Source organism: Methylobacterium sp. CM6257 (assembly GCF_054611515.1).
On the sequence record NZ_CM137735.1, the window covers coordinates 1,369,157 to 1,380,168 of the forward strand.

At 70.9% G+C, this 11,012-nt stretch carries 13 protein-coding genes; 4 read left to right on the forward strand and 9 right to left on the reverse strand.

The features are described 5' to 3' along the window. Positions 1–29: 29 nt before the first annotated feature. The 9 genes from ACYCO6_RS06600 to ACYCO6_RS06640 all read right to left on the reverse strand — a co-directional run bounded on the left by ACYCO6_RS06600 (position 30) and on the right by ACYCO6_RS06640 (position 7,689). Positions 30–827 (reverse strand): GNAT family N-acetyltransferase, encoded by a 798-nt coding sequence (locus ACYCO6_RS06600; RefSeq protein WP_007563967.1) that lies wholly within the window; start codon positions 825–827, stop codon positions 30–32. Between the two features lie 121 nt (positions 828–948). Continuing rightward, positions 949–1,659 carry a transglycosylase SLT domain-containing protein gene (locus ACYCO6_RS06605; RefSeq protein WP_007563971.1) on the reverse strand — a complete coding sequence of 237 codons (711 nt, stop codon included), beginning with the start codon at positions 1,657–1,659 and terminating at the stop codon, positions 949–951. Continuing rightward, a complete protein-coding gene (locus ACYCO6_RS06610) occupies positions 1,659–2,369 on the reverse strand; it encodes a copper-binding protein (protein ID WP_007563973.1) in 711 nt (236 codons plus the stop codon). The genes ACYCO6_RS06605 and ACYCO6_RS06610 overlap by 1 nt, the downstream gene beginning before the upstream one ends. 75 nt (positions 2,370–2,444) lie before the next feature. Continuing rightward, the gene (locus ACYCO6_RS06615) at positions 2,445–2,735 is read right to left on the reverse strand and encodes a copper-binding protein (protein ID WP_007563975.1); all 291 of its coding nucleotides are present in this window, start codon (positions 2,733–2,735) and stop codon (positions 2,445–2,447) included. Positions 2,736–2,898: 163 nt separating this feature from the next. Continuing rightward, complete coding sequence (locus ACYCO6_RS06620; protein ID WP_043380886.1) at positions 2,899–4,317, reverse strand: multicopper oxidase family protein; 1,419 nt, start codon at positions 4,315–4,317, stop codon at positions 2,899–2,901. A gap of 41 nt (positions 4,318–4,358) precedes the next feature. Further along, positions 4,359–5,891, reverse strand: coding sequence for a TolC family protein (locus ACYCO6_RS06625; protein ID WP_007564144.1), 1,533 nt, complete (start codon positions 5,889–5,891; stop codon positions 4,359–4,361). Positions 5,892–5,938: 47 nt separating this feature from the next. Further along, positions 5,939–6,235: a hypothetical protein gene (locus tag ACYCO6_RS06630; RefSeq protein WP_007564146.1), complete on the reverse strand. Its 297-nt coding sequence runs from the start codon at positions 6,233–6,235 to the stop codon at positions 5,939–5,941. Positions 6,236–6,403: 168 nt separating this feature from the next. Further along, positions 6,404–6,841: a hypothetical protein gene (locus ACYCO6_RS06635; RefSeq protein ID WP_307354561.1), complete on the reverse strand. Its 438-nt coding sequence runs from the start codon at positions 6,839–6,841 to the stop codon at positions 6,404–6,406. A 236-nt stretch (positions 6,842–7,077) separates the two neighbouring features. Continuing rightward, positions 7,078–7,689, reverse strand: a complete 612-nt coding sequence (locus ACYCO6_RS06640; protein WP_007564148.1) for a DUF2231 domain-containing protein — start codon at positions 7,687–7,689, stop codon at positions 7,078–7,080. A gap of 522 nt (positions 7,690–8,211) precedes the next feature. On the opposite strand from ACYCO6_RS06640, the gene ACYCO6_RS06645 reads away from it, so the two are divergent. From ACYCO6_RS06645 to ACYCO6_RS06660, 4 genes are all read left to right on the forward strand, one after another. Then, positions 8,212–8,766, forward strand: a complete 555-nt coding sequence (locus ACYCO6_RS06645) for a sigma-70 family RNA polymerase sigma factor (protein ID WP_039903061.1) — start codon at positions 8,212–8,214, stop codon at positions 8,764–8,766. Continuing rightward, positions 8,763–9,413: an NrsF family protein gene (locus tag ACYCO6_RS06650; RefSeq protein WP_007564152.1), complete on the forward strand. Its 651-nt coding sequence runs from the start codon at positions 8,763–8,765 to the stop codon at positions 9,411–9,413. Before ACYCO6_RS06645 ends, ACYCO6_RS06650 begins: the two co-directional genes overlap by 4 nt. 359 nt (positions 9,414–9,772) lie before the next feature. Further along, complete coding sequence (locus ACYCO6_RS06655; RefSeq protein WP_039903393.1) at positions 9,773–10,015, forward strand: hypothetical protein; 243 nt, start codon at positions 9,773–9,775, stop codon at positions 10,013–10,015. Positions 10,016–10,592: 577 nt separating this feature from the next. After that, positions 10,593–11,006, forward strand: coding sequence for a hypothetical protein (locus ACYCO6_RS06660; RefSeq protein WP_007565524.1), 414 nt, complete (start codon positions 10,593–10,595; stop codon positions 11,004–11,006). Positions 11,007–11,012: the final 6 nt, after the last annotated feature.

Below are 11,012 nucleotides of genomic sequence, written 5' to 3' on the forward strand. Positions count from 1 at the left end.
CGCTTCGCGGCCCGGCGTGATTGATGGGCTCAGTCGGCATCCGGCGGCTCCGCCTCTCGTGCGTCCACCTCCGACTGGATGCCGTCCCCTGGGTGAGCGCCGTAGCCCTCGTCCCGCGGCGTGGCGCGCGCGCCGCGACCCACGGCCCCCGCCCGCGGTTCGAATCGGACGGTTCGGAACGTCCCGAAGGCGAACTGGCGTCTCGTGCGGATCGAACAGGGTCTGAAGCCCGCCCGTTCGACCGCCTTGAGGGAGGCGGCGTTGTCGGCGTCGACGAAGGCCACCAAGTGTCCCTTGCCCAGTGACCGGGCGCGTTCGGCGATCAGGTACACGGCGGCGGCCATGACGCCCAGGCCGCGGAAGCCCTTCGGCGTGAAGGCGTTCTCCAGCATGGCCTCGTCGGCTGCCAGAACCGGCAGGGCCCCGGACCGACGGACCGCGTCGCCGTAACCCGGGTCGGTGAGCCACTGGACGTGGCACGGGCGGCCCGACCTGACCTCTTCGAGCACGTAGCAGCGGCTCGGCAGGACGCCGTGCGCGGCGGCACGCAATCGCCACTCGACGTCATCGCGTTCGCGTTTCGCCGCCTCGTCGCCGCCGGAGGGGAAGAGGGCCGCGAGGTCGTCCGGCCGGAAGTCGCGCAATCGCACCGGGATTTTGGCGACCGGCGGTTCGATGGCGACCGACAGGTTCCGCCCAAAACCTATCGAGACCCGCCTGGAGTAGGGGCCCAGGGCGATGCGCCGGGCCACCCTGGCGCGCAGCATCGCCAAGCCATCGCCGAGGGAGCCGTCGCCGCGCGCGTGCGGGTAAGGCTTGAACGTCATGCCGAGCCTCCCTCCATTCGCCGCCGGCGCACCAGGGCGGCCATGCGTCGACGCGCACGGGTGACCGGCGCCTTCCGGCGCACCCAGGGGAGCGGCGGGAGCGCCGCCCATTCGGGCCGCATCAGCCGCCCTCCATGATCCGGGCGGTCCGGATCTCGACGGCCCGGACGCGCGCGACGTGCGCGGCCCAGAACCGGTTCGCGAGGAACATGACGGCCGTCGGCGCCGCGCGGGTTTTCGATGCGGATGTCCGCGGGATGCCGGGACCGGCCGTCGCCGCGACCGCCGCGAGCGGCGACCCCATGGCGGCCAGCCGGTCGTGGGCGCGCCGGCAGTAATCGACGGAGTGCGGCGTCATGCGCTCCTCGCCGTGGCCGGCACGATACTTGGCCAGGGCACGGCAGACATCGCCGCCCGCGAGGCTCCAGGCCCGTGCGAGGTAGGCGACGCCGAAGCGGATGTTCGTGGCAGGGTCGAGAAGTTCCGCGGCCGGCCCGCGATGACCGAGCATCGCCGCCGTGGCCGGCCGGACCTGCATCAACCCGAGTTCGCCGACCGTTCCGACCGCCCCGGCGTCGTAGCCGCTCTCGACGAACGCGACCGCCTCGGCGAGCGCGGGCGGGACCCCGCGTGCCGTCGCCTCCCGCATGAGGAGTTCGCCATAGGCGGTGCGACCGCGGGCCTTGGCGTTCCCGGGGGCCGTGGCCGTCGCGGATGGTCCCGTGGTGCCCTCCGCCGCGGCCGCCCCGGCGCCGGCAACGGCGGCGAGGCCGAGGAGGACGCCCAGGGCGCGAGGTGCCGCCGGGCGTGGGACGTTCCGGCCGTATCCCACTACTTGGCTTTCTGGATGCGGGTGACGGCGATCGAACCGTTCACGCGGTCGGCCGAGAACCGCACCCGCTCGCCGGGCCTCAGGCCCTTGAGCATGGCCGGGTCCTGGACCTTGTAGGCCATCGTCATCGCGTCCATCCCGATGTTCGGGATGGTCTCGTGGTCGAGGGTCACCTTGCCCGCGGCGTCGTCGACCTTCTTGACGGTTCCGGCGACGAGCGGGGCGTTCGACGGCGTCGCCTGCGGAGCCGGCTGCGGGGCCGCCTTCTCCGCGGGGGGCGTTTCCGGCTGACCCTGGGCCGGGTCGCCCTTCGCTCGACGGTCCAACGGTCCCTCGCCCGACGGCGTCTGGTTCGGCTGCGGCCGGTAGCCGGCCTCGCGGCTGCGGACCTGCCACTGCTTCAGGGCGTCGATCTTGGCCTGCTGCTCGTCCTGGATCTTCTGCGCGAGCTCGCGCAGCTGCCGGTCTCCGCCGTAGTCGAGCTGCGTCTTGGCCAGGAACAACGTCTCCTCGTAGCTGGCGATCAGCAGCTCCGCGAAGTCCCGGTCCGGGTCGCCGGTCAGCTTCGTGTCCCGGAAACGGTTCGACATCGTTTCGCGCGCCCGCTCCAGGGCTGCGGGCGCGCCCTTGGCGGGCTGCGCGCCGGCGTGCTGCGGGATCGGGCCGACGAGCGCGGCCGCGAGCGCGGTGGACAGGATCAGGCGTCGCATGGTTGCTCCATCTCAGGGCTCCGAAGCCCTCGCGCGGGACCGGGCGGAAGCCGCACGGGGCTTCCCTCCAGGGCGCTACTTCGTCTTCTGGATCTTCGTGACGGTGTACGCGCCGCCGGCCTCCGCGACGTCGAAATCGACCTTGTCGCCGGCCTTCAGATCCTTGAGCATCGCGGGATCCTTGACGGGGTACGCCATCGTCATCGCATCCATGTCGAGCTTCGGGATCGCCGCGTGGTCGAGCGTGACCTTGCCCGCGGCCGGGTCTACCTTCGTCACCGTCCCCTTCACGGACTGCGCCCATGCAGGCGCCGCGATCGCCAGGAAGGCCGCCGAAAGGACGGCGAGCGGGAACTTGCTTCTCATGGTTTCTTCTCCTCAGGTCGATTGAACCGCCACGCCGGCGCCGTTGAGGGGATCGGCGACCGGCGCGGCGGACTTCGGACGGGATCGCTCCCGTTCCGAACGGGTTCGCCTGCCTCGCTCGTGGCGATTCCGGCAGGCCGTCTGGCGCGTTGTGGGCGTCCGCCTAGTGCTCGTGGCCGCCCGCGTTCGAGGCCGTGCGGCGCGTCCGCGGATCGACGACCCGCAGGTCGGTCTGCCGGGCGCGCCGGGCCTTCGGGGTGTCCGGGGCGCGGGCCGGCTCCGGCATCGGCTCGCCGGTCCACTCGTATGCGAGGGTGCCTTCCGGATGCCTGTACCAACCGGGGTCGCGGTAATCGCCGGCCGCCAGTCCCGGACGGACCTTCAGGACCGTGAACATCCCGCCCATCTCGACCGACCCGAACGGGCCCGCGCCGGTCATCATGGGCAGCGTGTTCTCGGGCAGCGGCATCTCCATCTCGGACATCATGCCACCGCCCGTCGAACCCATCGGCATGTAACCTGGGGCGATCTTCTGGATCTGCTTGGCCGTGCTCTTCAGGTTCACGCCGATGTAGGTCCGCACGTTGTGGCCCATGGCGTTCATGGTGTGGTGCGACTTGTGGCAGTGGATCGCCCAGTCGCCCGGGTTGTCGGCGTTGAACTCGATGGCCCGCATCTGCCCGACCGCGACGTCGACCGACACCTCCGGCAACTGATAGTTTTCGTTGATCCAGCCGCCGTCCGTGCCGGTGACCTTGAAGTCGACGCCGTGGACGTGGATCGGGTGGTTGGTCATGGTCAGGTTGCCGAAGCGCATCCGGACCTTGTCGCCCTGGCGCGCGACCATCGGATCGATGCCCGGCCACACCCGGCTGTTGAAGCACCACATGTTCATGTTGAGCATCGTGTTGACCTTGGGCACATAGGACCCGGCCTCGATGTCGTAGGCGTTCAGCAGCCAGACGAAGTCGCGGTCGACCCGCCGCTCGGCGGGGTCGCGCGGATGCACGACGAAGAAGCCCATCATGCCCATCGCCATCTGGACCATCTCGTCCGAGTGCGGGTGGTACATGAAGGTGCCGGAGCGCCGGAGGATGAACTCGTAGACGAACGTCTTGCCCGGCGGGATGCCGGGTTGGGTCAGGCCGGCGACCCCGTCCATGCCGTTGGGCAGCGTCTGCCCGTGCCAGTGCACGGCGGTCGCCTCCGGCAGGCGGTTGGTGACGAAGATGCGGACCTTGTCGCCCTCGACCGCCTCGATGGTCGGTCCCGGCGACTGGCCGTTGTAGCCCCAGAGCCGCGCGTCCATGCCGGGCGCCATCTCGCGCACGACCGGCTCGGCGATGAGGTGGAACTCCTTCCAGTCGCCGCGCATGCGCCACGGCAGCGTCCAGCCGTTGAGCGTCACCACCGGCTGGTAGTCCGGCCCGCTCGTCGGATAGAGCGGCGGCTGCATGGTCGCCTTGTCCATGATCGGGGCCTCGGGCAGGCCCGCGGCCTGGACGCGCCCGCTGATCATCGACGTGCCGGCGAGCACGAGGCCGCCCGCTCCCAGGATCCCTCTGCGCGAGATGTCGGTCATGGTTTCCCTCCGAATGTCATGGGCGGCGCGGGCCCCCGACCTCAGCCGCCGGGCGTCGCGACGGCGAGGCTCGTGCCCGGGGTGCCCCCGGCGGCCTCGCCGCCGAAGTTGCCCCCCGAGAACCCGCCGCCGACGGTCGCCGCCTTGAGGTCGGTCGCCGCGATCCAGAAGTCGCGCTGCGCCTCGATCGCCTGGATGTTGCTCAGGATCCTGGCCCGGGCGTCGACGATCAGCGTCGTGACGTCCAGCAGCATGCCGCTGTACTGGAGCAGCGCCTGGTCCTGGATCGTCCGCCGCAGGGGCAGGACGCTCGTCTGGTAATGCCGAGTGATGTCGTACTGGCCGCGATAGCGCTGGTAAGCCTCGCGCACCTCGGAGCGGGCGTTGACCGCGCGCTCGGCGAGGCGGTTGGCGCTGGCGAGGTAGCTTTCCTGCGCCCCCCGGACAGCGGTGGCCCCGAAGTCGTAGATCGGGATGACGAGATCCGCCGAGAACCCGTTCAGGCTGGCCTTGTCGACCTTCGGGGCACCGCCCTCGCCCCCCGCGGTCCTCGACCGCGAGAACCGGTTCGCGAAGCCCGCATCGAAGACGCTGACGAAGCCGCTGGCCTGGTTCAGCCCGAACTGCCCCACGAGCGATTGCAGCTCGAAGCGGGCTGCCTGCACGTCGGCCCGCTTGATCATCGCCTCGGCCTCGATGGCGTGCCCGTCGACGAGCCTCCCGGGCAGGGGCGGCAGGCCGTTGGGCAGGCGGAAATCGATGTCCCGCCCCCAGAGACCGAGCAGTCGGGTCAGCCGCTCCCGTTCGGCGCGTTGCTGCACCCGCGCCTTAGCGAGCTGCGCGCCCAACTCGCTGTAGAAGGCGTGCTCGCGCGCCTGTTCCAGCTTGTTCAGAGCCCCCGTCTCGCCCAGCTGCTTGGCCAGCGTCGAGGCGGATTCCGCGCCGGCCAGCGCCTGTTCGAGGAAGGCGGTCGCCTGGTTGGCCGCGACGGTACGGTAGAATTGCCGGCGCGCCTCGCCCCCGAGCCGCAGGACCTGCTCCGCCGCGTTGTACTGGTCGGCCGTGAACCGCTGCCGCGCGATCTCGGCGCGCACCGGGAGCGTAGCCAACTCCAGCACGCTGGCGGCGACGGAGCGCTCGATCTCCGTGTTGAAACCCAATCCCCATTGCGTGATCGAGAGGCGCGGCGAGGGCGGCAGCGTGGCCTGCACGTACTGCGCCTCGGAGACGCCGAGGTCGTTGAAGGCGGCCTGCAAGCCCCGGTTCCTCAGGAGCGCGACCTGCACCGCGCCGTCGGCGGTCAAGGGACGGCGCAGCAACGCGTCCACGCGGGCGTCCGCGCTCGGCGCGACGCCCTGGTCGTCCGCCTTCACGATGTCCTTGCGCAGTTCAAGCGCCGCGTAGCCGCCGGCCACGGAGAGGCCCGCGTCCGGCGAGAAGCTCGCGCAGCCTGCCAAGGCGAGGCCGAGGCCGGTGATGCTCGCGGCCACGCGCACGAACCGCCCCCGGACGGCCTCGTCCGGCGGTCGCGCGCTCGTACCGGCGTGTCCCGGCGCGGTCGTCGTGCCACTCATGCCCGGTAGTCCGGCGCCGCCGCCCGTTTGGTTACAGCGACGGGCCATCACCGGCCCCCCGAATCGCGCTTGCCGCCCATGCCGGGCATCCCGTCCATGCCCGGCATGCCCCCCGTACCGCCGGACCCGGCCTTCGGCGCGACCTGGCGATTGAGCTCGCGCCAATCCTTTGGGTCGACGACGCCGAAATCCTTCACGCCCTGCGTCACCTTCGCGTAGCGGGGCGGCCGGACCGGGATGTCCGGCTCCGAGGGCAGGACGAGCCCGGCGGGAACGGCGGCGGGCATGCAGCCGGCGAGCGGCAGGACCGCCGCGAGCGCGGCCGGTCTCGGCAACTTGAACATCTTGGATTTCCCGAGGTGAGGCGGACGGCCGAAGGCAGGCCCAGGCGTGGCACGGGCCGCGGGTCGAGCGGCGACGGCGTCGCGCCCGGCGAAGGCGTCGGCTCGTTGTGGGTGTGCGAGGCCGTCCTGTCGGAGCGGCCGAGGGCGGGCGCTAGATCCGCCCGCGCGTCACGCTTGGCGCCTCGGCGGCCGCTCGATCCGTAGCGGATGCGCGTCGACGGCCCCGTCCACCTGGACGATCAGGACCCGCTCGGACGGATGAAATTCCAGGGTGATGCTCGCCCATGGCAGGGTGGGAAGCGCGGCTTGGCACGCGAGCGGGCAGCAGGTAGCCGGGCAGGGAGGATGTTTGGGGCGATGCCGATGGCCGGGGCATCCTTCGTCGGCGGCCGCAGCCGGCAAGGCGAGGGAAGTCCCCCGTATCCCAGCCTCGTCCGGCTTGTTCTGGCTGCCCAAGGTGCCGGCGGCGTGCGCGAGATGCGTCGCCGCGGCGGCGGCTATGTGCCGGTGAGCCGTCGACTGCCGGCCCATGGTGCACGGCGCTGCCGGCGCGATGGCCAAGGCCAAGGCGAGTACGGCAAGCAGCAATGCGCGCACGACTTTCACTGATCAGGGCCCCTGCCTAATCTTCGCGGACATTCTCACGCCGGGGTGGAAGCTGCAATCCGTGGTGCTCGACCGATGTCCCACAAACTCAGCGTGTTGGAAGTTCGCCACATGCCGGTGTCGACGGCGAAGCCGCACTCGGCGGATTGACCGCCACACCGGTGCCAGGACCCCCGCCGCGTTCATGCGACGGGCGCTTGGGGGTACCCGGGACGGGTATCACCGCGGCCCGTCCGTCAATGAGCGTGTTCGTGCGGTGCGGAGGGGGCGTCCGGCGCCGGGCGCGTCTCTACCTTGCCCGCGGCGGCATCGGGCGTGTTTGGGGCGTCCGCGGTCTCGTGGTCGTGGCCGTGCTCGTGGGGATGGCCGCCGCTTGCGGGGTGGACGTGGTCGCCCGATCTCGGGAGCGCCATGACGCCCAGGCCGTAACGGTAGACGTTCTCGCCGCCGAGCCAGCCCGTGACCACGAGGGCCCCGGAACCTCCGGCGAGGAGCGCCAGCAGCACGACGCCCGCGCCTGCGACCTTCCGGCGCTCCAGCCAGGCGACGCCGGCGGCGGCGAGGAACACGAGCGCGGTGGCGATGGCCCAGCGAAGGTGGACGGTCATGTTCGCGTGCGAGGCCGCGTCGTGGGCGACGGTGTTGTACGCCGACCAACCCGTGGCGAGGGTCGCGACCGTGACGGCCGCGCCGATTGCGAGGTTCCATCGGGCGGCGGCCGTGAGCGCGCCACCCGATGCCGCTTTCCTGAACAGGGTCCCCGCGGCGAAGAGGACGCTGGCCGTGATGAGGAGGGCGACCGTGAAATGGACCGCGACCGGATGCCAGTTCGGTATCACCTCGATCATGATCATGCTCCTAGGGAAACGTCGATGGCGGGACGGGCCGGCTTCTTGCCCGGACCGCCCCCGGTGAGGGGAAAAGCGATGGCGCCGAACGCCCGCTCCGGGACGAATCCGCCGTCGTCCCCGGATCGGAGACCGCCCTCTCGGCGGCGCTCTCGGCAGGCCTTTCCATGCGAAGGGAGAGCGCGGGCGGCGAGGCTCCGGAGGCTTCCCGCCCGGCGCGTGGCGTTGGGTCCGGCTGGGTCTAAGATCGGGGCATAGGCTTGGCAATTATGGGCGGCACATGCCTACGCTCCCGGGCATGCCGCGAGCGCTGTAACGTTTCGGCGGCCGCTTGCGGATTGTTCTCCGAGCGGCGCGGCCGATCATACGTCGCCTTCGGCCGACGAGCCTCAGGGCGCGGATCGCCGTACGACACGCTCCTGCAGGATGGTGCTGCGGTCGTGAGGACACGGTGGGGTGGCGGAACATGCGACGTATCTCTGGCATCCGCTCAGCGGCTACGAACCGGCCCGCCTAGTCCCGGTGCTGCAGGTGGAAGAGGAACTGCGCGCGCTGCTTATCGCCAGCCTTGCGGGCAGCGCGGCCGACTACCGGCGCTTCCTGGGGCGGCTCGGGTCGCACCTGCGCGCGTATTACAAAGGCAAACTGGCTCGCTCCGGCCGTACCGACACCGAGGCGGAGGATCTCGTCCAGGAGACGCTGATGGTGATCCATGTGCGGCGGCACACCTATGACGTCACGCAACCGGTGACGCCGTGGATCCACGCCATCGCCCGCTACAAGCTCATCGACCATTTTCGGCGTACGCGTACGGCCGCGGCCGACGTCCCTGTCGAGGATGCCGGCGTGCTGGTGGCTCGCGACGATCATGTCGCGGCGGAGAGTTCGCTCGACGTCGAGCGCCTCCTGGCGCACCTACCGCCCAAGATGAGGAACGCGATCCTCTCGACGAAGGTCGAGGGCCTGAGCGCCGCCGAGGCGGCCGAACGTGCCGGGATGTCCGAGACCGCGATTAAGGTGAGCGTCCACCGCGGCCTGAAGACCCTGGCCAATCTCGTGGGAGGCAAGGCGAGATGAAGACCGACGAACTCATCGGCCTGCTGGGCGCCAGCTTCGAGCGCGAACCGGTCGGGGCCCCCTGGATGACCCGCCGGCTCGCGCTGGCGGTCGCGGTCGGCGCGACGGCCGCGCTGTGCCTGGCGCTGGCGTTTCTGGGCTTGCGTCCCGGCCTGACCGAGGTCCGGCCGCTCCTGTTCCTCGCGTTCAAGTTCTCGTTTGCGGCCGCGGTCGGGGGTCTCGCGCTCCGGTATCTCGTCAGGGCGGCCAGGCCCGGCGGCGAGAGCCGCGTCCATCTCGGGGTCGCCGCCTTGCCGTTCCTCGTGGTCGCGGCGCTGGCGTGCGTGAGCCTGTTGATGGCGCCGACCGAACATTGGCACGGCATGGTATCCGGTCACACCTGGCTCGAATGCCTCATCTCGATCCCCGTGATCGCCGTCGTGCCGTTCGCCGTCGTCACGTGGGCGGTTCGACGGTTCGGAGCGCCGACGGATCTCGTGCGGGCGGGTGCCCTGGTCGGCCTCTCCGCGGGAGCCGTGAGCGCGCTCGGCTATTCGCTGCACTGCATGGACGATACCGTACCGTTCGTCGCCGTATGGTACGGGGGGACGATCGCGATGTGCACGCTCGTCGGAGCGCTCCTGGGACCGCGCCTCCTTCGCTGGTAGCGAGCCGGTTCGGAACATCCTCCGGATCGCCTGCCGGGGTTCGAGGGGCGACGCGACGGCTTGGGGGCCTGTCGCCGGCCGACGCTTCATGTCACGGGCCTCGTCGCGGTAACGCCGCGGATGGGATCCGGCACGACGACTGGCCTGACCCTCCCACCCGCCCGGCCGCGCGAGGCAATGCGGCCGTCGCGCATCCCACAATCGCTTGCAGGATTATCCCCCCGGTGAGCGAGGCGCCGCGCCGGGCGACCCCGGCCCAACCCCACAAAGGTTCGCAGCGCGCTGTAACGGTACGTCCAAGACATCCGGACTTAAAGACAAGGAGCGGCAAGCTTCTCGTCAGATCAACGGTTTCCGCCATGAAAAGCAAGATCATCCCCGCCTTTGCAGGAATCGCCATGCTCGCCGGACTGCCGGGTTACGCGCTCGCGGGATGGATGGACAACGTCCCACCCCGTTTCCTGCCCCAGACGCATCAATCGCAACGGACCGAAACGCCTCAGGTCGAAGCTCCGGACGTCGGCCTGACGACCGGATCGATCAGCGCGGTGCCCCGCCGCCCTGCCGCCGCCCGGTCGGCCCCCCCCGCCCAGCACTTCTGAACCTCCCGCGGGGTCCGAACCGCCGGACCGGCCGATTGGGGTGGTACGGGGTGAGGTTCGGCGCGCCGCCCTGCACCGCCTACCGCGCGGAGGGTCAAGTGTGCGGTAGGTTTCCCAGATGCCCGGACAGCACGCGCGCGGATGCCGGGAGCCCGGAACCTGCGCCCTTGCGATGGGCGGCCAGCGCAACAGCCCGAGAACGACGACCGGCTCACGCCTGCGATGCACGCGACCATTCCCCTGTTGACCGCCTTCCAGATTGCGCGCTCGGCAGACGGCCACTCCATGTCCGGGGGCTTGCCAGGGGACCGACGGTGTCGATGCGGCTTCCATGGGTGGCGGCCTCGATCCGGCCTCTGCCTGCCGTTCGGGGACGGCCATTGCACGGCAGGCCGGACGCGCCATGGCGCGGTCCGGCGGGCCCACGAGGAACGGGTCGCCGAGACGCCCGCCCGGCGAGGTCGGTCGGTGGATCGGCCGCCCGACGGAACGAAACCTTGACCCTCAAGACTTGGGACGCGCCGTCTCCCGTGACACTGGCCTTCCGCCCGGATCGAAAAGCTGGCATCGTACCTGCGTGACGTTCTTGATCGCCCTTCGGCGACTGTTGCCGCTCCTGGCGGTACTCAGCCTCGCCCTGACGCCGGTGGCCGCGCCCGCGGCCGCCGCGGGGATGCGCGCGTTCATCATGGCGCAAGCCGCGCCTGAGGCGACCTCGGCCATTGCCCATGCCGAGATGGAGGGGATGGACGTGGGCGACGCGGACATGGCCGACATGCCGTGCTGCCCGCCCGGGAAGGCGGCGAAGCCCGACTGCGCCAAGGCCGGCTGTCCGCTTTTGGCGCTCTGCCTCGCCAGCGTCGCCTCCCTCCTGCCGACCGCGGCGTCCGTCCCGGCCCCGGTGGCGACGCGGACGAGCCGGGTGTGGCCCGATGCGGCGTCCTTCGCCAGCGTGTCCGGCCGCCCGTTACCTGAGCCCCCCCGAGCCTGAGCCCGA

Excerpts from the sequence above, each read along its gene's own strand:
- ACYCO6_RS06600 (WP_007563967.1), bottom strand. The coding sequence starts at position 827 with ATGACGTTCAAGCCTTACCCGCACGCGCGCGGCGACGGCTCCCTCGGC.
- ACYCO6_RS06610 (WP_007563973.1), bottom strand. The coding sequence starts at position 2,369 with ATGCGACGCCTGATCCTGTCCACCGCGCTCGCGGCCGCGCTCGTCGGC.
- ACYCO6_RS06615 (WP_007563975.1), bottom strand. The coding sequence starts at position 2,735 with ATGAGAAGCAAGTTCCCGCTCGCCGTCCTTTCGGCGGCCTTCCTGGCG.
- ACYCO6_RS06620 (WP_043380886.1), bottom strand. The coding sequence starts at position 4,317 with ATGACCGACATCTCGCGCAGAGGGATCCTGGGAGCGGGCGGCCTCGTG.
- ACYCO6_RS06625 (WP_007564144.1), bottom strand. The coding sequence starts at position 5,891 with ATGAGTGGCACGACGACCGCGCCGGGACACGCCGGTACGAGCGCGCGA.
- ACYCO6_RS06630 (WP_007564146.1), bottom strand. The coding sequence starts at position 6,235 with ATGTTCAAGTTGCCGAGACCGGCCGCGCTCGCGGCGGTCCTGCCGCTC.
- ACYCO6_RS06640 (WP_007564148.1), bottom strand. The coding sequence starts at position 7,689 with ATGATCGAGGTGATACCGAACTGGCATCCGGTCGCGGTCCATTTCACG.
- ACYCO6_RS06650 (WP_007564152.1), top strand. The coding sequence starts at position 8,763 with ATGAAGACCGACGAACTCATCGGCCTGCTGGGCGCCAGCTTCGAGCGC.
- ACYCO6_RS06655 (WP_039903393.1), top strand. The coding sequence starts at position 9,773 with ATGAAAAGCAAGATCATCCCCGCCTTTGCAGGAATCGCCATGCTCGCC.